The organism is Microbacterium sp. LEMMJ01, from assembly GCF_002114135.1.
Lineage (GTDB): Bacteria > Actinomycetota > Actinomycetes > Actinomycetales > Microbacteriaceae > Microbacterium.
Genome location: NZ_NCTV01000035.1, coordinates 302,613 through 324,764, shown reverse-complemented (window position 1 = coordinate 324,764; position 22,152 = coordinate 302,613). Strand labels below are relative to the sequence as shown.

23 protein-coding genes and 1 tRNA gene are annotated in these 22,152 nt (G+C 70.0%); 11 read left to right on the top strand and 13 right to left on the bottom strand.

The genetic code is table 11. The annotated features are described in order from the left end of the window. Window positions 1–11: 11 nt before the first annotated feature. A complete protein-coding gene (locus B7W94_RS14865; RefSeq protein ID WP_025103272.1) occupies window positions 12–1,271 on the bottom strand; it encodes an ABC transporter substrate-binding protein in 1,260 nt (419 codons plus the stop codon). Between the two features lie 199 nt (window positions 1,272–1,470). Between B7W94_RS14865 and B7W94_RS14860 the strand changes: the two genes are divergently transcribed. Then, window positions 1,471–2,622 (top strand): ROK family transcriptional regulator, encoded by a 1,152-nt coding sequence (locus B7W94_RS14860; protein WP_025103271.1) that lies wholly within the window; start codon window positions 1,471–1,473, stop codon window positions 2,620–2,622. Window positions 2,623–2,641: 19 nt separating this feature from the next. On the opposite strand, the gene B7W94_RS14855 is transcribed toward B7W94_RS14860, so the two are convergent. From B7W94_RS14855 to B7W94_RS14820, 8 genes are all read right to left on the bottom strand, one after another. After that, entirely contained in the window at window positions 2,642–3,907 is a 1,266-nt protein-coding gene (locus B7W94_RS14855) for an alpha-L-fucosidase (protein WP_085607366.1), read from the bottom strand. Window positions 3,908–4,009: 102 nt separating this feature from the next. Beyond that, on the bottom strand, window positions 4,010–5,038 hold the full coding sequence (gene ilvC, locus B7W94_RS14850) for a ketol-acid reductoisomerase (protein ID WP_025103269.1): 1,029 nt from the start codon (window positions 5,036–5,038) through the stop codon (window positions 4,010–4,012). 59 nt (window positions 5,039–5,097) lie between these two features. Further along, entirely contained in the window at window positions 5,098–5,607 is a 510-nt protein-coding gene (ilvN, locus tag B7W94_RS14845) for an acetolactate synthase small subunit (RefSeq protein WP_025103268.1), read from the bottom strand. A 3-nt stretch (window positions 5,608–5,610) separates the two neighbouring features. Next, window positions 5,611–7,410, bottom strand: a complete 1,800-nt coding sequence (locus tag B7W94_RS14840) for an acetolactate synthase large subunit (RefSeq protein WP_085607364.1) — start codon at window positions 7,408–7,410, stop codon at window positions 5,611–5,613. 70 nt (window positions 7,411–7,480) lie between these two features. Further along, window positions 7,481–9,199: a dihydroxy-acid dehydratase gene (ilvD, locus tag B7W94_RS14835; protein ID WP_060920981.1), complete on the bottom strand. Its 1,719-nt coding sequence runs from the start codon at window positions 9,197–9,199 to the stop codon at window positions 7,481–7,483. Between the two features lie 9 nt (window positions 9,200–9,208). Continuing rightward, on the bottom strand, window positions 9,209–10,006 hold the full coding sequence (gene otsB / locus B7W94_RS14830) for a trehalose-phosphatase (protein ID WP_025103265.1): 798 nt from the start codon (window positions 10,004–10,006) through the stop codon (window positions 9,209–9,211). Between the two features lie 42 nt (window positions 10,007–10,048). Continuing rightward, window positions 10,049–11,455: an alpha,alpha-trehalose-phosphate synthase (UDP-forming) gene (locus B7W94_RS14825; RefSeq protein ID WP_025103264.1), complete on the bottom strand. Its 1,407-nt coding sequence runs from the start codon at window positions 11,453–11,455 to the stop codon at window positions 10,049–10,051. 65 nt (window positions 11,456–11,520) lie between these two features. Continuing rightward, window positions 11,521–12,777, bottom strand: coding sequence for an MFS transporter (locus tag B7W94_RS14820; RefSeq protein WP_085607362.1), 1,257 nt, complete (start codon window positions 12,775–12,777; stop codon window positions 11,521–11,523). A gap of 207 nt (window positions 12,778–12,984) precedes the next feature. Here B7W94_RS14820 and B7W94_RS14815 point away from each other — a divergent pair, with 207 nt between their 5' ends. After that, window positions 12,985–13,284 carry a hypothetical protein gene (locus tag B7W94_RS14815; protein ID WP_025103262.1) on the top strand — a complete coding sequence of 100 codons (300 nt, stop codon included), beginning with the start codon at window positions 12,985–12,987 and terminating at the stop codon, window positions 13,282–13,284. A 21-nt stretch (window positions 13,285–13,305) separates the two neighbouring features. Here the strand turns inward: B7W94_RS14815 and B7W94_RS14810 are convergent, their stop codons facing one another. The 3 genes from B7W94_RS14810 to B7W94_RS14800 are packed head-to-tail and all read right to left on the bottom strand — an operon-like array spanning window position 13,306 to window position 15,926. Further along, window positions 13,306–14,490, bottom strand: coding sequence for an acetyl-CoA C-acetyltransferase (locus B7W94_RS14810; protein ID WP_025103261.1), 1,185 nt, complete (start codon window positions 14,488–14,490; stop codon window positions 13,306–13,308). Beyond that, window positions 14,483–15,151 carry a CoA transferase subunit B gene (locus B7W94_RS14805; protein WP_025103260.1) on the bottom strand — a complete coding sequence of 223 codons (669 nt, stop codon included), beginning with the start codon at window positions 15,149–15,151 and terminating at the stop codon, window positions 14,483–14,485. Before B7W94_RS14805 ends, B7W94_RS14810 begins: the two co-directional genes overlap by 8 nt. A 1-nt stretch (window position 15,152) precedes the next feature. Beyond that, complete coding sequence (locus B7W94_RS14800; RefSeq protein ID WP_025103259.1) at window positions 15,153–15,926, bottom strand: CoA transferase subunit A; 774 nt, start codon at window positions 15,924–15,926, stop codon at window positions 15,153–15,155. A 103-nt stretch (window positions 15,927–16,029) separates the two neighbouring features. Here B7W94_RS14800 and B7W94_RS14795 point away from each other — a divergent pair, with 103 nt between their 5' ends. From B7W94_RS14795 to B7W94_RS14760, 8 genes are all read left to right on the top strand, one after another. After that, window positions 16,030–16,818 (top strand): IclR family transcriptional regulator, encoded by a 789-nt coding sequence (locus B7W94_RS14795; RefSeq protein ID WP_025103258.1) that lies wholly within the window; start codon window positions 16,030–16,032, stop codon window positions 16,816–16,818. A gap of 35 nt (window positions 16,819–16,853) precedes the next feature. Continuing rightward, window positions 16,854–17,291, top strand: a complete 438-nt coding sequence (locus tag B7W94_RS14790; RefSeq protein ID WP_025103257.1) for a MarR family winged helix-turn-helix transcriptional regulator — start codon at window positions 16,854–16,856, stop codon at window positions 17,289–17,291. Beyond that, the gene (locus B7W94_RS14785) at window positions 17,288–18,526 is read left to right on the top strand and encodes an MFS transporter (protein WP_025103256.1); all 1,239 of its coding nucleotides are present in this window, start codon (window positions 17,288–17,290) and stop codon (window positions 18,524–18,526) included. The genes B7W94_RS14790 and B7W94_RS14785 overlap by 4 nt, the downstream gene beginning before the upstream one ends. A 22-nt stretch (window positions 18,527–18,548) precedes the next feature. Further along, window positions 18,549–19,031, top strand: a complete 483-nt coding sequence (locus B7W94_RS14780) for a YbaK/EbsC family protein (RefSeq protein ID WP_025103255.1) — start codon at window positions 18,549–18,551, stop codon at window positions 19,029–19,031. 78 nt (window positions 19,032–19,109) lie between these two features. Next, window positions 19,110–19,802, top strand: coding sequence for an SOS response-associated peptidase (locus tag B7W94_RS14775; protein WP_085607360.1), 693 nt, complete (start codon window positions 19,110–19,112; stop codon window positions 19,800–19,802). Between the two features lie 145 nt (window positions 19,803–19,947). Continuing rightward, entirely contained in the window at window positions 19,948–20,289 is a 342-nt protein-coding gene (locus tag B7W94_RS14770; RefSeq protein WP_025103253.1) for a DUF7882 family protein, read from the top strand. A gap of 64 nt (window positions 20,290–20,353) precedes the next feature. After that, window positions 20,354–20,623: a hypothetical protein gene (locus B7W94_RS14765; RefSeq protein ID WP_126893022.1), complete on the top strand. Its 270-nt coding sequence runs from the start codon at window positions 20,354–20,356 to the stop codon at window positions 20,621–20,623. Between the two features lie 29 nt (window positions 20,624–20,652). Continuing rightward, window positions 20,653–20,928: a hypothetical protein gene (locus B7W94_RS14760; protein WP_085607356.1), complete on the top strand. Its 276-nt coding sequence runs from the start codon at window positions 20,653–20,655 to the stop codon at window positions 20,926–20,928. A gap of 197 nt (window positions 20,929–21,125) precedes the next feature. Here B7W94_RS14760 and B7W94_RS14755 read toward each other — a convergent pair. Continuing rightward, window positions 21,126–21,198, bottom strand: a tRNA-Lys gene (locus tag B7W94_RS14755). A 155-nt stretch (window positions 21,199–21,353) separates the two neighbouring features. Here B7W94_RS14755 and B7W94_RS14750 point away from each other — a divergent pair. Next, window positions 21,354–22,151 (top strand): inositol monophosphatase family protein, encoded by a 798-nt coding sequence (locus B7W94_RS14750; protein WP_085607354.1) that lies wholly within the window; start codon window positions 21,354–21,356, stop codon window positions 22,149–22,151. The last annotated feature ends 1 nt before the right edge of the window (window position 22,152 follow it).

Sequence of the window (22,152 nt, the reverse complement as noted above, 5' to 3'; positions counted from 1 at the left end):
CCGGATCCGGCTCACTCGCCGAACTGCGCCTGGGCGTTCGACAGCAGCTCCTCCATCGTCATCTGGCCGTTGTAGACGCTGACGAGGTTGGGCTGGATGTAGCTGTCGAGCTTCTGCCAGTTCTTGGTCATGTAGAGCGGCACCGTGTCGCCGAACGCGGCCTCGAACACCGACTGGACCTGGTCCCGGTACTGCTCGTCGATCGACTCGAAGTACAGCGGCTGCGACGAGGTGCGGGCCGGGTAGGAGCGGCCGGACGAGGCGATGTAGTCCTGCGCGTCCTCGCCGACGAGGGAGCCGAGCACCTTCAGCGCGGCCTCCGGGTTTTTGCAGTTCTCGGCGATGCCGTAGCCGGAGCCGAGGATGGGACCGGGGTTGCCGTCCACGCCGGCGGGCAGCGGCACCATGCCGGCGGCGAAGCCGGACTCGTTGTTGAGGTAGCTGACCGCGTTCCAGGTGCCGTCGACGGCCATCGCCGCGTTGCCGCCCGTGTACTGGTTCTCGCCCCAGCCGGTGTCCGATGCGGAGGCGACCGGAGCCGCGACCTTCTTCTCGGTGACCAGGCCGGCGTACCAGGAGGCCGCGTCGACGAAGTCCTCGTCGTCGATGTGCAGTGTGCCGTCCTCGGAGGCGGGCTGCGTGGCGGAGTAGGCGATCGGCATCGACATCCACTGGTAGCCGCCCATGCCCATGCCGAAGCCGTACTTGCCGTCCTTCGTGGCGTCGGCCGCGATCGTGGCGAAGTCGTCGAATGTCCAGCCGATCTCCGGAGTCGCGGCGCCGGTGGCGGTCAGCATGTCCTGGTTGTAGTAGACGAGCATGGTGGCGACGTCGAACGGCACGCCGTAGACCTTGCCCTCGAAGCTGAGGATGCCGTCCGCGCTCGGGTTGAACTCCGACCAGTCGATGCCGGCGGTCTCGAGGTCCTCGTCGCTCAGCTGACGGAAGCCCGCCGTGTAGCCGCCGAGCTGCGCACCGCTCATGCCGGTGATGCAGGCCATGTTGCCGCTGGCCATGTTGGTGGTGAGCTTCGTGAAGAAGTCGCTCCACGGCGAAGTCTGCAGCTTGATCTTGATGTCCGGGTTCTGCTTCTGCGCGAACTCGATCTGCGCCTCCAGTGCGTCGACGTCCGACTCGCTGCCGGCCCACATGTCCACGACGATGGTGTCGCCGTCGGCCGAGCCTCCGGATCCCCCGCTGCTCGCACAGCCGGTCATCGCCACGGCCACGCCCGCGACAGCGGCGACAGCCCCCACACGCAACTTCTTCATTGAATGCCTCCTGAGAAGGGAACGGTTATTTCGAGACTCGAACTAACCAATTAGGATTTCGTATGAAGTTACGCTGTCATAGTTCGCAAGGTGCCGCAAGCTGAACATCCGATGTTTATAGGGTGGTGATAATTCGTCACTCCCCCGAAACATGCGACATCCCCGCTACGCTGACGATGCTCCGAGACGAAGGGCCTCCATGACGAACCCCGCCGACACCCCCGTCGACGATCCGCACACCCGGCGCATCCTCGACTTCGTCGCGCGCGGTCAGGCCCGCTCCCGCTCGGAGCTCGCCTCCGCTCTCGGCGTGGCCGCCTCCACCGTCGGCCTGCGCGTGCAGGCGCTTCTCGATGCGGGCGTGCTGGAGGAGGCCGGGGCCGGCACCTCCCGCGGCGGACGACGGCCGCGCGTGCTCCGGATCGCCGGCGACGGCATCGTGCTGTCCGCCGATCTCGGCGGGCGCCATGCCCGCATCGGGCGGCACGACCTCAGCGGCGGCCTGCTCCACTCGGAGACCATCGCGATCGACGTGGCGGACGGCCCGGAGGCCACGCTGGAGAGAGTGTCGGAGGTGTTCGAGCGCCTGCTCGCCGAGACGCGGGTCCACGCGATCGGCGTGAGCCTGCCCGGCCCCGTCGACGTCGCGACCGGCTCCGTGGATCAGCCCTCGCGGATGCCGGGGTGGCCCGGATTCCGCGTCGGCGAGCACCTCGCGGAGCGCCACGGCGTCCCCGTCGTCGTCGACAACGACGCGAATCTCGCCGCCCTCGGCGAGCACCGTCGCCAGCTCGGGCACACCCAGCACAGCATCACCGTCAAGGCGGGCACGGCGATCGGCAGCGGGATCATCGTGGACGGCCACATCCACCGCGGGGCCACCGCTGCGGCCGGCGACATCACGCACACGCGGATCGACGGCAGCGGGGACATCCCCTGCTCCTGCGGCAACACCGGCTGCCTGGAGACTGTGGCCAGCGGCGCGAGCCTCGTCCGCCAGATGCGCGAGCGCGGCAACACCGACGTCCGCACCACGGCCGACGTGCTGACACTGGCACGGGACGCGGACCCGCTGGCGACGACGCTCGTCCGCACCGCCGGGACCCACCTGGGTCAGGCGCTCTCCGGGGTCGTGAACTTCTTCAACCCGCACGCCCTCTTCCTCACCGGGAGCATGAGCGCCTCCGAGCCGTTCATCGCCGCGGTGCGCAGCCGGGTCTACGAGGCCTGCCACCCGCTCGCGACCCAGCGCCTGCGGATCGAGGCTGCGGCCACCGGCGCGGACGCGATCCTGCACGGCGCCGCGCGCCTCGCGCTGGAGGGCATGGAGATCCCGGTGGCGACGGCCTGAGCCGCCGCCACCGACGGCCTCACTCCCCCGTCAGCCGCAGCTCGATGACCGGCATCAGCACGTCGGGACGGCGTACCGGGAGGTGCACCGTGAGCGTCCCCTCGGCCTCGCCCGCCGGCGTCATCAGGTCGGCCTGCTGGTCCGGGTCGCTGACGCTCGTGCGCAGCCAGGACCCGTCGTTCAGCAGGCGCGCATACGAGACCTTGCCCGCAAGACCGGGCAGATGCACGAAGCCCAGCGGCCAGCTGAACAGGCTCAGGTAGAGCCGGTCGCCGCGGAGCGTGTACACGCCCTCTCGGGGCGGCGTGAACGGCGCGTGGCCGGCCCCGATCACGGCGCGGTCGTGGAGCCGCATCCACTCCCCGATCTCGGCGAGGGTCGCCGCGTCCCGGGGCGCGATCGCCCCGCGCCCGTCCGGACCGATGTTGAGCAGCATGTTGCCGCCCATCGACACCGAGTCGACGAGCATCTGCACGAGCAGCACCGGCGACTTCTGGTCGGTGTTGTCCCGGTGATAGCCCCAGGAGCCGTTGAGCGTCTGGCACGCCTCCCATACGAGGGGCACCCCGTCGCGGACGATCGGAGCCGTCGGCTGGTACTGCTCGGGCGTCACGAAGTCCGCGGGGATGCCGAGCCGGTCGTTGACGAGCATCTCCGGCTGCAGCTCGCGGCACAGCGCGAGCAGCGCCTCGGCGTCCCAGTCCTGCGGCCCCTTGCCCTCCCAGCCATCCTTGGACTCCGGGTAGGTGAAGTCGAAGAACAGGTAGTCGATGTCGCCGTACTCGGTGAGCAGCTCGCGGACCTGACCGTGCAGGTACTCCCGGTAGCGGGCCATGTCGCGCCCCTCGTTCAGGGCGTGCGCGTTCTCCTCGTCACGTCGGGGGTGGTTCCAGTCCACCGTGAAATCGGGGTGATGCCAGTCGATGACCGAGTGGTAGAGGCCGACACGGATGCCCTCGGCACGGAGAGCGTCGACGTACTCGCGCACGAGGTCCCGCCCGACCGCCGTGACGGAGGTGAAGTCGGTCAGCTTCGAGTCCCAGAGGCAGAAGCCGTCGTGGTGCTTCGTCGTGAGCACGACGTAACCCATCCCCGTCTCCTTGGCGGTCTTCGCCAGGGCCGCGGCATCGAAGAGGTCGGGGTCGAAGTTGTCGAAGTAGGGGCGGTACTCCTCGTCGGTGAGGCGTTCGTAGTTCTGCACCCACTCGTGCCGCGCGGCCCCGCTGTAGAGGCCGAAGTGGACGAACATGCCGAAGCGGGCGTCATCAAACCATTCCTGTCGCATGCGTCCATCCTGGCACAGACATCCGATGTCTGCGCCCCGGAATGCCGTACCGAACGCCGAACGGGCGCCCCCGGAGGGACGCCCGTTCGTTCGCGAGTCGAATCAGCGCGCGGCGCTGCCGTCGACGTAGTCCTCGTCCTGCTGCTTCCAGGCGAAGAGCGAACGCAGCTCCTTGCCGGTCGCCTCGATGGGGTGCTGCTCCTCCTTGGCGCGGAGGGCGAGGAACTCCTCGGCCCCGTTGTCCTGGTCCTCGATGAAGCGCTTCGCGAACGCACCGGACTGGATGTCGGACAGGACGCCCTTCATGCTCTCCTTGACGCGCTCGTCGATCACGCGCGGACCGGAGACGTAGTCGCCGAACTCGGCGGTGTCGGAGATCGACCAGCGCTGCTTGGCGATGCCGCCCTCCCACATGAGGTCGACGATGAGCTTGAGCTCGTGCAGCACCTCGAAGTAGGCGATCTGCGGCTGGTAGCCCGCCTCGACGAGGGTCTCGAAGCCGGCCTGCACCAGGTGGCTCATGCCACCGCAGAGCACGGCCTGCTCGCCGAAGAGGTCGGTCTCGGTCTCCTCGGTGAAGGTCGTCTTGATGACGCCGGCGCGGGTGCCGCCGATCGCCTTCGCGTACGAGAGCGCGAGGTCCCAGGCCTGGCCGGACGCGTCGCGCTCGACGGCGATGATGTCCGGGATGCCACGGCCGGCGACGAACTCGCGACGCACGGTGTGGCCGGGAGCCTTCGGCGCGACGAGGATCACGTCGACACCCTCGGGAGCGTCGATGTAGCCGAAGCGGATGTTGAAGCCGTGCGCGAACGCCAGGGTCTTGCCCGCCGTCAGGTTCGGGGCGATCGACTCGCTGTAGATCGTGCGCTGGTGCTGGTCCGGCGCGAGGATCATGATGACGTCGGCCCACTCGGTCGCCTCGGCGACGGTCTTCACGGGGAAGCCGGCCTCCTCGGCCTTCGCGGCGGACTTCGAGCCCTCCTTGAGGGCGATCGCGACCTCGACACCCGAGTCGCGCAGGTTCTGGGCGTGGGCGTGGCCCTGCGAGCCGTAGCCGACGATGGCGACCTTCTTGCCCTGGATCAGGGACAGGTCGGCGTCGTCGTCGTAGAAGATCTCGGTGCTCACTGGTTTCTCTCCTTGGTTGTGGTTGTGCGGGACGCGCGGTCCCTGAGTCTGTCGAAGGGTCAGCCGCGCAGGACGCGCTCGGTGATGCTCTTGCCGCCGCGGCCGATCGCGAGGAGGCCGGACTGGGCGATCTCCTTGATGCCGAAGGGCTCCAGAGCGCGCAGCAGCGCCTCGACCTTGCCCTTGTCTCCGGTGACCTCGATCACGAGGGCGTCGGCGGCGTAGTCGACGACCGAGGCGCGGAAGAGGTTGACGACCTCGATCACGTTCGAACGGCTGGCGTTGTCCGTGCGCACCTTCACGAGCATGTGCTCGCGCTGCACGGACGACGCCGGGTCCAGCTCGACGATCTTGATGACGTTGATCAGCTTGTTGAGCTGCTTGGTCACCTGCTCGAGCGGCAGCTCCTCCACGTCGACGACGACCGTGATGCGGGAGATCCCCGGCACCTCGGTCACGCCGACGGCGAGGGAGTCGATGTTGAAGCCCCGGCGCGCGAACAGGCCGGCGACGCGGGTCAGGAGGCCGGGGGTGTTCTCCACCAGCAGGCTCAGGACGTGGGTCGACATGGCTCAGTCCTCCTGGTCGAACGCGGGCGCGTGGTCGCGCGCGTACTGGACATAGCTGTTGCTGACCCCCTGCGGCACCATCGGCCACACCATGGAGTCGGCACTCACGACGAAGTCGATCACCACGGGGCGGTCGTTCGTCTCCAGCGCGAGCTGGATGGCGGCGTCGACCTCCTCCTCCTTCTCCACGCGGATCGCGAGGCAGCCGTACGCCTCCGCGAGCTTCACGAAGTCGGGGATGCGGATCGTGCCGTGCCCGGTGTTCAGGTCGGTGTTGGAATGACGGCCGTCGTAGAAGAGCGTCTGCCACTGCCGGACCATGCCCAGCGACGAGTTGTTGATGATCGCGACCTTGATCGGGATGTTGTTGATCGCACAGGTGGCGAGCTCCTGATTGGTCATCTGGAAGCAGCCGTCGCCGTCGATCGCCCAGACCTGGCGCTCCGGCTCCGCGACCTTGGCGCCCATGGCCGCCGGCACCGAGTAGCCCATCGTGCCCGCTCCGCCGGAGTTCAGCCAGGCGTTCGGACGCTCGTACTTGATGAACTGCGCGGCCCACATCTGGTGCTGCCCCACACCGGAGGCGAAGATGCCCTCCGGACCGGTGAGCTCGCCGATGCGCTGGATCACGTACTGCGGGGCGAGCAGACCGTCGGTCGTCGGCGCGTACCCGAGCGGGAACTCGTTCCGGAGCCCGTCGAGGTACGACCACCACTCCTCGATGTCGGGCTTCGCGTCGGCCGTCGCTCCGCGGAAGGCGGCGTCGAGGTCGGTGAGCACGTCGCGCACGTCGCCCACGATCGGCACGTCGGCCGTGCGGATCTTGGAGATCTCCGCCGGATCGATGTCGACGTGCACGACCTTCGCGTGCGGCGCGAACAGCGCGGCCTTGCCGGTGACGCGATCGTCGAACCGGGCGCCGAGCGAGACGAGGAGGTCGGCCTCCTGCAGCGCGAGCACGGCGGGAACGGTGCCGTGCATGCCGGGCATGCCCAGGTGCTGCGGGTGCGAGTCCGGGAACGCGCCGCGCGCCATCAGCGTCGTCACGACGGGCGCGCCGGTCGACTCGGCGAGCTCGAGCAGCTCGGCCGCGGCCCGGCCGCGGACGACGCCTCCGCCCACGTACAGCACCGGCTTCTTCGCCTCCGCGAGGAGGGCGGCGGCCGCCTGGATCTGCTTGCCGTGCGCCTTGGTCACCGGTCGGTACCCGGGGAGGTCGATCTTCGGCGGCCACACGAACGGTGCCGTCGCCTGCTGCGCATCCTTGGTGATGTCCACGAGCACCGGACCGGGGCGCCCGGTGCCGGCGATCTCGTAGGCCGCGGCGATGGCGCCGGGGATGTCCGCGGCGTCCTTCACCAGGAACGAGTGCTTCGTGATCGGCATCGTGATCCCCACGATGTCGGCCTCCTGGAACGCATCCGTCCCCATCAGCGTCGAGAACACCTGACCGGTGATCGCCAGCAGCGGCACCGAGTCCATGTAGGCGTCGGCGATCGCCGTGACGAGGTTGGTCGCTCCGGGACCGGAGGTGGCGATGCACACGCCGACCTTGCCGGATGCGGACGCGTAGCCCTCGGCCGCGTGGCCCGCGCCCTGCTCGTGCCGCACGAGGATGTGGCGGAGCTGCGAGGCGTCCATGAGCGGGTCGTAGACCGGGAGGATCGCGCCGCCGGGAAGGCCGAAGACGTCCGTGACGCCGAGCAGCTCGAGCGAGCGGACGACGGCCTCCGCACCGGTGATCTCCGGGGCGGATGGGCGGGCGGGCGGCCTCGGCACGGCCGAGACGGAGTCAGCAGTCATGACTTTCCTTCTGATGAACTGTGCGGGACACCGGCGCTCCGATCGAGCGGTTGCTGAGCCGGTCGATGGATCAGCCGGTCGTCGCGCCCTCGGCGGCGGACCGCACGAGGCGCGAGTACTTGGCAAGAACGCCTCGGGTGTAGCGCGGGGGAAGCGGCTCCCAGCCAGAGCGGCGGGAGGCGAGCTCTGCCTCGTCGACGAGTAGATCGAGAGAGCGAGCTGCGATATCGACCCGTATCAGATCACCATCGCGCACGAAGGCGATAGGACCTGCGTCCACCGCTTCGGGTGCTATGTGGCCGATGCACAGGCCGGTTGTGCCGCCTGAGAATCGTCCGTCCGTCAAGAGTAGTACATCTTTTCCGAGCCCCGCGCCCTTGATGGCCGCGGTGATGGCGAGCATCTCGCGCATGCCCGGTCCGCCCTTGGGGCCCTCGTACCGGATGACGATGACCGTCCCCGGCTCGATGCTGCCCTCGGCGACCGCGTCCATGGCGGCGCGCTCCCGCTCGAAGACCCGCGCGGGGCCCTCGAAGACGGCAGCGTCGAAGCCGGCGGTCTTGACGACGGCACCCTCCGGCGCGAGCGATCCGTGCAGGATCGTGAGTCCGCCGGTGGCGTGGATGGGGTTGTCGAACGTGTGGATGACCTCGCCGTCGATCGGCTGCGGGTCGAGCTCGGCGAGGTTCTCGGCGAGCGTCTTGCCGGTGACGGTGAGCGCGTCGCCGTGCAGCAGCCCTTCGTCGAGCATCGCCTTCATGATCACGGGGATGCCGCCGTGCCGGTCGACGTCGTTCATGACGTACTTGCCGAACGGCTTCATGTCGGCCACGTGCGGGACCTTGTCGCCGATGCGGTTGAAGTCGTGCAGGCTCAGCTCGACCTCGGCCTCGCGGGCGATCGCGAGGAGGTGGAGGACGACGTTGGTCGAGCCGCCGAGAGCCATCGCGAGGGCGATCGCGTTCTCGAACGCCTCCTTGGTGAGGATGTCGCGCGTCGTGATCCCCTGGCGGAGCAGGTTGACGACCGCCTCGCCCGACCGGTGCGCGAAGTAGTCGCGACGACGGTCGGCCGCGGGCGGAGCGGCGGAGCCCGGGAGGCTGAGGCCGAGCGCCTCGGCGACGGAGGCCATGGTGTTGGCCGTGTACATGCCGCCGCACGCGCCCTCACCGGGAGCGATGGCGCACTCGATGCGCTTGAGGTCCTCCTCGCTCATGAGGCCGGCACGGCAGGCCCCGACCGCCTCGAACGAGTCGATGATCGTGACGTCCTTCTCGGTGCCGTCGGAGAGCTTGACCCAGCCCGGTGCGATCGACCCGGCGTAGAGGAAGACGCTCGACAGGTCGAGGCGCGCGCTGGCCATGAGCATGCCGGGGATGGACTTGTCGCAGCCGGCGAGGAGGACGGAGCCGTCGAGGCGCTCGGCCATCATCACGGTCTCGACCGAGTCGGCGATGACCTCGCGGGACACGAGCGAGAAGTGCATCCCCTCATGGCCCATCGAGATGCCGTCCGAGACGGAGATGGTTCCGAACTGCAGCGGGTACCCGCCGCCGGAGTGCACGCCCTCCTTCGCGCCCTGCGCGAGCCGGTCGAGGCTCAGGTTGCAGGGCGTGATCTCGTTCCAGCTCGACGCGATGCCGATCTGCGGCTTGTCCCAGTCGGCATCCCCCATGCCGACGGCGCGGAGCATGCCGCGGGAGGTCGTGGCCTCGATGCCGTCGGTGACGACGCGACTGCGGGGCTTGATGTCGATGGGCGCGCTGGCGGAGGGATCATGCGAGGACATGACGAGAGTCTATTCCTGCGCGACGGCCCTCTCGTTCGCGAGCGTCTCCAGAAGCGCGGCGATCTGTTGTGGGGAGTCCACACGGAGGGTCGCGGCGCTCTCCCCCGGTCCGACGCGCACGCCGAGGTCGCCCTCCTGCAGCACGCGCATCGCATCCTCGTCGGTCACGTCGTCGCCGGCGAAGAGGATGCCCGTCGCGTCGAAGCGCTCCCGGAGGGCGATCATCGCGGCGTCCTTGCCCTCGTTCCGCGACGAGAACTCGAGGACCCGGTGACCGGCGCGCCGCCGCCAGTGCGGGAAGCGCTCGGCGACGAGGGCGTCGATCTCGGCGAAGACCTTCTCCTCGGTGTCCCGGTCCGCGCGGCGGGTGTGGACGCCCATGCCGAAGGTCTTGGGCTCCAGCTCCGCCCCCTCGTAGCGGTCGATGATCGGCTGCGCGGCCGCCCACAGCTCCTCCCGCGCCCCGGTCTCGGTCGCATCGCCCGGCGCGTCGGCGGCCCCCTCGCCGGGGAACCAGTACTGCGCGCCGTGGGAGCCGGCGAGCACCACGACGGAGTCGTCGGTGTGCTCGGTGATCTCCCGGAGGTCGTGCATGCTGCGCCCGGAGACGTAGGCGACCACGGTGTCGGGCATGGCAGCGAGGCGATTCATCTGCACGGCCACCTCGGGAAGCGCCCGCGCGGCCATGGGGTCCACGACGAGCGGGGAGGCGGTGCCGTCGAAGTCGAGGGCGACGACCAGGCGCGGCGTCGTCGCGAGGGCGGTGAGGTCGGCGTCGGCGGTTCCGGGGATCCAGGGGCGCGTCACGGTGTCTCCGATCGAGAGGAAGTAGGGGGTGCAGGAAGGCGGTCAGCGGCTGCGGACGTCCGCGAGGGCCTCGAGGAAGGACGACGACCAGGCGTTCACGTCGTTGTCGAGCACACGTCGGCGCAGGGACCGCATGCGGCGTCCCTGCTCGGCGGGCGACATCTCCACGGCCTCCATGATCGCGTCCTTGAGCCCGGCGATGTCGTGCGGGTTGACGCGCACGGCCTGACGGAGCTCGTCCGCCGCGCCGGTGAACTCGCTGAGCACCAGCACGCCGCGGTTGTCCGTCCGCGTGGCGATGTACTCCTTCGCGACGAGGTTCATACCGTCGCGCAGCGCCGTCACGAGCATGACGTCCGCCGCGAGGTACAGGGCGACCATCTCCTCGCGCGGGTACCCCTGATGCAGGTAGCGGATGGCGGAGTGGCCGACCGTGTCATGGTCGCCGTTGATGCGGGCCACCGCGAGCTCGATCTCGTCCCGGAGGTGCGCATAGGCGTCCACCCGCTCCCGGCTCGGGCTTGCCACCTGGATGAGCGTGACGTCCTCCACGTCTAGGCGGCCGTCTTCGAGGAGCTCGCCGTAGGCCTTGATCCGGTGCCCGATGCCCTTGGTGTAGTCCAGGCGGTCGACGCCGAGGAGGATGCGCTTGGGGTTGCCGAGGCTGGCGCGGATCTCCGCGGCCCGCGCCCGGACGTCCTCCCGCGCGGCGAGCTCGAGGTACGGGGCGGTGTCGATGGAGATCGGGAACGCCTTGGCGATCGCCGTCCGCGAGCCGCCCTGCTCCGGGACCGTGATGTTCGGCCCCTTCACCTCGTAGCGCAGCCGTCGCCGCACCGCGGTGAGGAAGTAGGTCGCGTCCTGCGCCCGCTGGAAGCCGATGACGTCGGCGCCGAGCAGCCCGCGGAGCACCTGGTCACGCCACGGGAGCTGCGCGTAGAGGCCGTGCGCGGGGAACGGGATGTGGTGGAAGTAGCCGATCGTGACGTCGGGGCGCAGCTCGCGGACCATCTGGGGCACCAGCTGGAGCTGGTAGTCGTGGACCCAGACGGTGCCGTCCTCAGCGGCGGCGGCCGCGGCGGCCTCGGCGAACCGGCGGTTGACCCGCACATACGCCTCCCACCACTCACGGTGGTACTGCGGCGGGGCGATGACGTCGTGGTAGAGCGGCCAGATCGTGTCGTTGGCGAAGCCCTCGTAGTAGTCCGCGACCTCCTCGGAGCTCAGCGACACCGGGATGAGATGGATCCCGTCGGCGTCGAAGGCCTCGAGCTCCACGTCCGGCTGACCGGGCCAGCCGACCCAGGCGCCGTGCACGCGGCGCATCATCGGCTCGAGGGCGGCGACGAGGCCGCCGGGCGACGTCCGCCAGGTCTCCTCGCCGTCGGGCCCCACGACCCGGTCCACCGGGAGGCGGTTGGCGACGACGACGAAATCAGCAGCGGTCACAGGGGCACTCCTCGGTCCAGGAGCTTCCAACCTACCGAGGATGAGCGCCGACCGCTGGTCCGCGCTCAGGCCTTGACAGCGGACGTTCCGCGGTGCAGACCGCTGAGGGCCCAGTTGGCGAGACCCGCCGCGAACGCGATGCCGGCCGCGATCATCGGAAGCACGAGGGCGGCCGACGTGCCGAGACTCTCCGCGACCTCCCCCGCCACCGCGGCGCCGATCGACTGGCCGACGATCACGCCGGAGCCGAGCATCGTCATCACCGTCGCCGATCGGCCACGGGGGCTCCGCGCCGCTCCGAAGCTGTACTGGGTGACGAGGGTCGGGCCGATGCCGATGCCCATGATGGCCAGGGCGAGCATCATCCCCGCCGGCGAGTCGACGATGCCGAGCAGCAGCGAGCCGGCGAGGAGGACTCCGGAGAAGACGAGCCATCGCGCCCGGAGCGAGAACCGCGCGGGGAGCCACGCGACACCCAGGGCCAGCAGCGCGGAGCCGACGCCCATCACGCCGTACAGCAGGCCCGCCTGCTCCGGGGCGCCGAGGTCGGCCATGAACGACGTGAGCGAGGTGAGCATGGTTCCGAAGAAGATGCCGACGCCGAGGATGCCGAGGACGACGATGAGGAGCTGCGGCCGGAACAGCTCGGACACGGCGGAGGGCGCCCGACCGTCCTCGGTGCGGTCCTGCGAGACATGCCGTCCGCTCGGGTGCAGCGCGAAGGCCCCGACGAACACCAGGGTCAGCACGGCGGCGCCGACCAGCGGGGCCCAGGGTGCGAGTGCCGAGGCGAGGACGCCCACGAGGAAAGGACCGAACACGAAGACGGTCTCGTCGGCGGCCGACTCGTACGCCATCGTGCCGGAGACGGTGCGGGCGCGGCGCTCCGCCGGCATCCGCTCGCCGATGATCGTGACCAGACGGGAGCGCGAGAGCGGCGCCACCTGCGGAGCCGTCGCACCGATGCCGATCGCGGTGAGAAGCACGAAGCCGTCGGCGGCCGGACCGTAGACCACCGCGGTGAAGAGCAGGAGCATCGCCGCGTTGCCCACGGCGAGCGCGAGGAGGACCGTGCGCTGGCCGAAGCGGTCGGCGGCGGCGCCCAGGAGCGGGCCGAAGCAGGCGGTGCCGAGACCGACCGCAGCGGACGTGAGCCCGCCGAGCGACAGGGATTCCCGCGCCGACACGACGACGGTCAGCACACCGACCACCATCATGGCGAAGGGCAGACGCGCGATGAACGCGATGAGGAAGTAGGGCAGGCCGGCGAGGCGGAAGAGGCTCGGCTCGGCGATATCGGGCGTGGTGCTGGCGTGTGTCATGGCTCTCGCGCGTCGACGACGCGATGTCGGGTGCCGCCGCTGTCCGCCGGAGATGCCGACGGCCGGTAGATACACGGTTTCTGCGGCCGCGGGCGAACCGCGACCCTCCCATGATATCCGGTGCCTCAGGACGCATGCCCTGCCAGTCGCTCCCCCGCCTTGTCAAGCCACCGACCCGCGTGCGCTCCCTGCGGGTACCGTAGGGGCATGCGCTACCTCTTCAGCACCGGACTCGTCGCCGCGATCTCGGCTGGGATCTCGCTGCTGCGCGGCACCCGCAACGAACCCATCACCTGGCGCTCGCTCCTGTCGTGGGTGAGCTGGGGCATCACCATGGCGCTCGCGGTCGGCGCGGTCGTCGACATGCGCCGTGAGCGCCACGGCGTGCCGGTGGACGCGGACTCCCCGCAGTCGGTGAAGAAGTCCAAGAAGGCGCAGCGTCTGCAGTTCCGTTCGCAGAAGGCCCTCGCCGACGCGCAGGGGCACGCCCAGGACAAGCGGTCCTGACGCACCCCCGCGCCTCCCGCGTCACCGGGTGAGGATGAGTGCCTCGCCCTGACCGCCGCCGCCGCACAGGCCGACCGCCGCGGTTCCGCCTCCCCGGCGGGCCAGCTCGTGCGCGACGTGCACCACGAGGCGGTTGCCGGAGGCACCGATCGGATGACCGATCGCGATGCCGCCGCCGTGCACGTTGACGATCTCCCCGTCCAGCCCGAGCTCGGTCTGCGAGCGGGCCACGACGGCCCCGAACGCCTCGTTGATCTCCACGAGGTCGAGGTCCTGCGGCGTGATGCCCTGTTTCCGGCATGCCTGCTCGATCGCCCGCGCCGGCTGCGCCTGGAGCGAGTTGTCCGGGCCGGCGGTCTGGCCGCTCGCCCCGACGGTCACGAGCACCGGCCAGCCCTTGGCCTCGGCCGTCCCGCGAGTCGTGACGACGACGGCGGAGGCGCCGTCCGAGATCTGGGATGAGTTGCCCGCCGTGATCGAGCCGCCCTCGGCGAAGGCGGCGCGCAGTCCCGCGAGGGTCTCCACCGTGGTCTCGGGGCGCACCCCCTCGTCTCGGGTCACCCGCACGGGTTCGCCCCGGCGCTGCGGCACCTCGACGGCGACGATCTCCGCGTCGAGCACACCGCTCTCCTGCGCGGCGGCGGCCCGCTGATGCGAGAGCGCGGCGACCTGGTCCTGGGCCTCCCGGGTGAGTTCGTAGCGCGCGTTGTGCCGCTCAGTGGACGCGCCCATGCTCTCCCGGTCGTAGGCGTCCGTCAGCCCGTCGTAGGCCATGTGGTCGAGGACCTCGACGGTGCCGTAGGTCCAGCCATCGCGCGATCCCATGAGCAGGTGCGGTGCGCGGGTCATGGACTCCATGCCAGCGGCGACGACGACCTCGGCGTCCCCGGTCCGGATCATGCGCGCCGCGTCGATCACGGCCGTGAGACCGGACAGGCACACCTTGTTCACGGAGTGGGCGGGGACGTCCCAGCCGATCCCGGCGCCGATGGCGGCCTGACGGGCGGCGTTCTGTCCCGACCCCGCGGCGAGCACCTGCCCCACGATGACCGCATCGACGTCTGCCGGGTCCACCCCGCCCTGCTCCAGCGCACCGCGGATCGCGAACGATCCGAGCTGCGGCGCGGTGAAGGCGGCGAGCTGTCCTTTCAGCCGCCCCTGCGGGGTGCGCGCCGCGGCGACGATGACGACATCGTTCTCACTCATTGATCTCGGTCCTTCCGTTGTCCAGTTCCGGGGCGAGGCGGAGAGGCGGCTCCGTGGCCTGCCGCACTTGCTCCACCGAGACGTCGGGCGCGAGCTCGACCAGGACGAGCCCGTCCGGCGTCACGTCGATCACCGCGAGGTCCGTGATGATCCGGTCCACGACGCCGCGTCCGGTCAACGGCAGCGTGCACGCGTCGACGATCTTCGCCGAGCCGTCCTTGGCGACGTGCTCCATCAGCACGATCACCCGTCCGGCGCCGTGCACGAGGTCCATCGCACCCCCTGGGCCCTTGACCATCTTGCCGGGGATCATCCAGTTCGCGAGATCTCCCGTGGCGGAGACCTGCATCGCCCCGAGGATCGCGGCATCGATCTTCCCGCCGCGGATCATGCCGAAGCTGAGGGCGGAGTCGAAGAACGCCGCCCCGGGCAGCGTGGTCACCGTCTCCTTCCCCGCGTTGATGAGATCCGGGTCGACCTCGTCCTCCCGCGGATAGGGCCCGACCCCGAGGATGCCGTTCTCCGACTGCAGCACCACGGTCACGTCGGACGGGACGTGGTTCGGCACGAGCGTGGGCAGGCCGATGCCGAGGTTCACATACGCGCCGTCCGGCAGCTCGGCCGCCGCACGCGCGGCCATCTGGTCTCTCGTGAGCGCCATGTCAGGCTCCTTCCGCGGCGACGGTCCGTCGCTCGATGCGCTGGGGGATGTCCTCGCCGACTTCGACGATCCGGTGCACGAAGACGCCGGGCAGGTGGATCGCGTCCGGGTCGAGCTCTCCCGGTTCGACGAGCCGCTCCACCTGCGCGATGCACACGCGCCCGGCCATCGCAGCGAGCGGGTTGAAGTTCCGCGCCGCCTTCCGGAACACGAGGTTGCCGTGCCGGTCGCCGCGGACCGCATGGACCAGGGCGAAGTCGGTGGTGATCGCCTCCTCCAGCACGAACTCGCGCGGTTCGCCGTGCACCGTGAACGTGCGTACGTCCTTGCGCGGCGAGGCCACCGCGATCGAGCCATCGGCGTGGTACCGGCGAGGCAGACCGCCCTCGGCCACCTGGGTGCCGACGCCCGTCTGGGTGAAGAACGCCGCGATTCCGGATCCTCCCGCCCGCAGCTTCTCGGCGAGCGTGCCCTGCGGGGTCAGCTCCAGCTCGAGCTCCCCGGACAGGAACTGCCGCTCGAACTCCTTGTTCTCCCCCACGTACGACGACGTCATCTTCCGGATGCGCTGCGCGGCGAGCAGGATGCCGAGGCCCCAGTCGTCCACCCCGCAGTTGTTGCTGACGACGCTCAGGTCTGTCGTGCCCTGGGCGAGGAGCGCCTCGATGAGGGCGATCGGGTTCCCGGAGAGCCCGAAGCCTCCGACCGCGAGCGAGGCGCCGTCCGGGATGTCGGCGACCGCGGCCGCCGCGGACTCCCATTGCTTGTCGATCACGTCTGCTCCTTCGGTTCCGTGTCCCCACCAGCCTCCCGCCCCGGCGGAGCCATGACCAGCGCCCTCTTGCGATGTGGACGCCCGCGCCACTAGCGTCCACTATGTGGACACTGCGACGAACCCGGTCCCCGGCACTCAGGCGGTCGCGCGGGCAGCGCGGCTCCTGCGACTGGTGACGGCCGCCGGCACCGACGGCGCCACCCTGCAGGAACTCGCCGGCAGCGCCGGCCTCTCCCGGCCCACCGCGCATCGCCTGCTCAGCGCCCTCCGCGCGGAGGGACTCGTCGACCGCGACGCCGACAGCACGCGCTGGATGCCCGGACCCGAGCTCTTCCTCATGGGATCCGTGGCCGCCGCACGATACGACGTGACGGCCCTGGCCCGGGACATCGTGCGGTCGCTCGCCGTGAAGACTGAGGAGAGCGCGTTCTTCTCCGTCCGCCGCGCGGACGAGACGGTCTGCCTGCTGCGCGAGGAGGGGTCGTTCCCCATCCGCTCGTTCGTGCTGAGCGAGGGGGTGCGCTTCCCGCTCGGCGTGGCGAGCGCCGGCCTCGCGATCCTCGCCTTCCTCCCCGACCACGATGTGGATGCCTACCTGGAGCGCCATCCGGAGCTCGTCGAGAACTGGGGACGCGCTCATGGCGAGCGCCCGTTGCGGAAGCGCCTCGCCGAGACGAAGGAACGCGGGTTCGCCGTCAACCCCGGCCTGATCGTCGAGGGGAGCTGGGGCCTCGGCGCGGCGGTGTTCGACCGCGCCGGACGCCCGGAGTGGGCGCTCAGCCTCACCGGTGTCGCCTTCCGCTTCGGCCCGGAGCGTCAGGCCGAGCTGGGCCGGATCCTCCTCGCTCACGCGCATCAGCTCTCGGCGAGGATCGCGCACGCCCGACGGTGACCTTAATACATACCAGCCGGTATATACTTTCTGGTATGAATCGCTCTGAGGTCATCCCCTCGCTCGTGCTCTCGGGCTACGCGCTGGGTCGCATCGCCGCCCAGGACGCGGGGAACGAGGCGCCCGCCGCGCAATGGCGGGTGCTCAGCCTGCTCGACCAGTCGGGTCCCCGTCGCGTCGGCGAGCTCGCCGCGGCGGCCCGCACGACACAGCCCGGGATGACCCGGTTGCTCGGCACCCTCGAACGCGAGGGCCTCGTCCGCCGCTCCCCCGACCCCGACGATTCCCGTGCCACCGTCGTCGCCGCGACCCCCGACGGCACGGCGGCCCTGGCCGCCTGGCGCTCCGAGTTCCGGGAGACGATCGCACCGCGGTTCGCCGACCTCGACGACGACGACTGGCATGCCCTCACCCGTGCGGCCGAGATCCTCGCCGCCCGCACCTCTGCCGACCGGACAGGAGACATCCGTTGAACACCGCCCCCGCTACACCCGCCCCCTCGGTCTGGCGGCAGCCGGCCCAGGTATGGGCCGTCGCCTTCGCGTGCGTCGTCGCTTTCATGGGCATCGGCCTCGTCGATCCGATCCTCCCGGCCATCGCGGAGTCCCTCGAGGCCACGCCGGTCGAGACGGAACTGCTGTTCACCAGCTACCTCCTCGTCACCGGCCTCGCGATGCTCGTCACCAGCTGGATCTCCAGCCGGATCGGCGCCAAGGCGACCCTCCTCGTCGGTCTCGGCCTGATCGTCGTGTTCGCCTTCCTCTGCGCGATCAGCGGCAGCGTCGACGCGGTCATCGGCTTCCGTGCCGGCTGGGGGCTGGGCAACGCGCTGTTCATCTCGACGGCGCTGGCCACGATCGTCGGCGCCGCATCCGGCGGCAGCAGCGCGGCCATCGTGCTGTATGAGGCGGCACTCGGCCTCGGCATCGCCGTGGGTCCCCTCCTCGGCGGCATCCTCGGCGAGCAGAGCTGGCGCGGCCCGTTCTTCGGCGTCGTGGCCCTGATGGCCATCGCCTTCATCGCCGTGCTCGTGCTGCTGCGGGGTCCGGGCGAGAAGCGCACGCCGGTGAAGTTCTCCGCCCCCTTCACGGCCCTGCGCCGTCCCGCGCTCGCGATCCTCGCCGTGGCCGCCCTGTTCTACAACATCGGCTTCTTCGTGCTGCTCGCGTTCTCGCCCTTCCCCCTGGGCTTCGGCGCGATGGGCATCGGCCTGACCTTCTTCGGCTGGGGTGTCGCCCTCGCGATCACCAGCGTGTGGGTCGCGCCGGTGCTGATGCGCCGGATGCCGCGGACGCACGTGATCCTCACCGTGCTGCCCCTGCTCGCCGTCGATCTCGTGGTCGCGGGACTCGTGGTCGCCGAACCGGCCGCTCTCGTCGTGTGCATCATCGTCGGCGGTCTGCTCCTCGGCATCATGAACACCGTGCTGACCGAAGCCGTCATGGAGGCGACAGACCTCCCCCGCTCCGTCGCCTCTTCGGCCTACTCCGCAGTCCGCTTCCTCGGCGGCGCGATGGCCCCGCCGATCGCCGCCCTGCTGTGGCACCTGTTCAGCGCCACCGTGCCGTACCTCTTCGCCGCCGCCGCCGTCCTGCTGGCCGCGCTGACGATCCTCCTCGGCCGGAAGGTCCTCGCGCACATCGACGACGAGCCGGCTGATGCGACCGCCGAGGACGCGGCGGCGATCCTCGTCGGTGACGCCGGCTGACCTGCTCGGCTACCGTGGGGGCATGACCGACGCTCCTCCCCTCCCCGAGCGCAGCCGACGGGTGCAGGAACACCTCCTCGCGGCCGGTGTCGAGACCGAGATCCGGGTTCTTCCGGACTCGGCGCGCACCGCCGCCGAGGCGGCCGCCGCCATCGGCTGCGATGTCGCCGCGATCGCCAACAGTCTCGTCTTCCTCGCCGACGGCCGCCCCGTCCTCGTCATGACCAGCGGCGGGCACCGGGCGAACCTCGCCGTCCTGGCGCGAAGCGTGGGGGCGAGCGAGGTCGTCATGGCACCGCCCGCCACCGTGCGCGACGCCACCGGACAGGCGATCGGCGGAGTGGCGCCCGTCGGCCATCCCACGTCCCTCCCGACCTTCATCGACAGCGCGCTGCAGGTGTACGACGTGGTGTGGGCGGCGGCGGGCCACCCGCACACCGTCATGCCGCTGACCTTCGCCCAGCTGTCGGATCTGACCGCCGGCACGGTGATCGAGGTCGTCTGACCCGATGTCCGCGCCATGCCCCATGATGGAGGCGATGCCGGCCGCGGCGCGAGCGACCGGCGAGACGGAGGCGATGACATGTGCGGACGATTCGCGAACGACGCGGCGACGGACGAGCTGATCAGGGAGTTCGTCGCCGAGGGCGGCCGCCCGGAGGACTGGTGGAAGTCCTGGCACGGCGCCTACTCGATCGCGCCCACCGAGAGCGCCCCGATCGTCCGGGACCGCGGTGAGGGCCGCATCCTCGAACTCGTGCGGTGGGACTGGCAGAGTCCTCCCAACCGTCCGCAGCGCGCCCCGCTGATCAACGCACGGATGGAGAAGCTCGCCGCCGGGTTCTGGGCGCCGGCGTTCTCCGCCGCGCGGTGCCTCGTGCCGATGCGCGGGTACTTCGAATGGACGGGCGAGAAAGGCCACAAGACCCCGCACTTCCTCCACGGGGACGGCCTGCTCGCCGCCGCCGGCCTCACCTGGTCGATGGAGCATGAGGGAGAGAAGGTGCGCTGCTTCGTCGTCGTCACCCGGGAGGCACGCGATGCCGGTGGGGAGGTGCACGACCGGATGCCCGCCTTCCTGACTCCGGACACCTGGGACGCCTGGCTCACACCGGAGAAGCTCACCGGGCAGACCAAGCTCGATACGCTGGCGATGCTCGATCACACCTCCGCCGATGTCGCGGCGACGCTCCGCGGACACGTCGTCGACCGCAAGGTGAGCAACACGCGCACCGTCGACCCGTCCGATCCCACGCTTCTCGATCCGGTGGCCTGAAACAGGGAGACACGCGACGACGCACGACACCCCGGTCGGGTAGGAGAACGGGCAGAAGTGTGAAACGCTGAGCACACCCCACACCAGCGGTCATCGCGTCCGCGCCTCTTAGCACAGGTTCCCGTGGCGAGAAGGGAATCTTGCGATGGGCAAGTTCATCTACGAGAACAGCGTCAAGGTCGACATCGAAGACCGCGCTCTCACACACATCCAGCTGGTCATGACCGCGAAGCTCCGCCGTGGCGAGCCCTTCGGCTTCACCTGGAAGGACGACGTCAGCATGGGCGGCGGCCGGACGACGGTCTGGATCCATGCCGGAAGCTCGCTGGTGTACAAGTACCACGGCAGTCGCCAGCCCAGCGTCAACCGCGCCTGGATCGAGGCCCTCGCATTCACCGCCAACGCCCCGAGCGGTCTGTACCTCGTCCCCGAGCCCGCGGACCAGCAGCAGCCGGACGGCAGCGAGAGCGCTCTCACCCGGTCCTAACACGCTCTTCGGCGGGGTTCAACCCCTCTTGTCGGGTTTCGAGGAGGTTCGTACCGTGGAGCGCATGGGGAACCAGACGGGAATGACGACGACGCACATCGAGATCGATGGGCACGACTTCCTCCTGCCTCGCAGCACGGATGTCGCGGACCTCATGTCTCGGATCGAAGCGGCGGCGCGCTCGCAACCGACGTTCATCGACTTGGCGACCGGCGACGCTCTGACGAGCGTGCTCATCACCGCGCAGTCGCGTGTCGTCGTCTACCTGATCCGCGAGGACGCCGGCCACGACGCCCCCATCGACGTGCGCTCCACGCTCGACTGGGATCTCTGAGTAGCACGGTCCGCTCGTAGACTGGACGGATGCTCGTCGCCCTCATCCGCCCCCGAGGATCCATGACCGTCGACGTCACCGGGACATCCCTCGAAGACGTCCACGCCCAGCTCGATGCTCATCGTGAGCCGGGCTACGCGCTCACCTCCGCCCCGGTGCACATGCTCAAGGGTGAGGCGAAGATGGAGGCCACGGGGACGTTCCAGCGCGTCGACGGCGTCGAGCAGATCGAGGCCGAGGACATGGCGGGCATCGAGGCGAAGGTCCCGGAGGGCTGGCAGCTGCTCTCCGTCCGCCGCGCCTGACGCGCACCCCACCCGCCGCCGCAACGCGCGTTTCCGATCCCCGCGTCGGCAGGTCGTCCCTCCCGCCCCATGCCGGTTCGATAAGGTGCCTCTCCCGGCCGCGAGAGGCACGGTTTCGATCCCGCCCTGAGCGATCCAGCCCCGAAACAGGCAGAGAAAAAGCCCCGGAGATGGCGAGATCTCTGAGGCTTGTTCCGTGCACCCCCAGGGACTTGAACCCTGAACCCACTGATTAAGAGTCAGTTGCTCTGCCGATTGAGCTAGAGGTGCGTGGCCCGGGATAACCCCGACCGAGGAATTACATTACCAGCGGTTGGCGCCGACACGAAATCCAGCGCGGCCCGGGCGTGGCTCGGGCGTTTCGCCCCCTCATCCTGGCCGATGGTCTCTGCGGGCGCCGTCGGGACGGCGACTATCCTGAGAGCGTGACCGCCACTCCCGACGCCGCCGACCTGCGCGCCGATCTCCAGCTCGCCCTTCGCCTCGCCGACGCCGCGGATGCCCAGTCGCTCCCGCGTTTCGACGCCGCCGACCTGGAGATCTCCACGAAGGCGGACCGCTCGCACGTGACGGACGCCGACCTGGCGACGGAGCGCGCGATCCGCCGGATCTTGGAAGAGGAACGTCCCGCCGACGGCATCTTCGGCGAAGAGTTCGGGGCTCAGGGCGGCACCGCTCGGCAGTGGATCATCGACCCGATCGACGGCACCGCGAACTTCCTCCGCGGCGTTCCTCTGTGGGGGACGATGATCGCCCTGGCGATCGATGGCGTGCCCCGTGTCGGCGTGGTCAGCATGCCCGCCCTCGGGCGGCGCTGGTGGGCCGCAGCAGGACGCGGTGCCTGGACGGTGAGCGACCGCACCGAGCGCCGTCTCGCCACCTCCACCGTCTCCTCGCTGGACGAGGCCAGCGTGAGCTTCCAGAGCATCGCGCAGTGGCGTGACGCCGGGCAGCTGGATGCCCTGCTGCGCCTGAGCGAGCACGTCTGGCGCGATCGGGCGTACGGCGACGTCTACGCCTACATGCTCCTCGCCGAAGGACGACTGGAGGCGGTCGCGGAGTTCGATGTGAAGGAGTACGACATCGCAGCGGCTGTGGCGATCGTGAATGAGGCCGGCGGGCGCATGACGGCATTCGACGGCTCCGAGACGATCTCCGCCCGCTCGACACTCGCCACCAACGGCACCCTTCACGACGAGTTCCTCCGTCTCCTGCACGACTGAC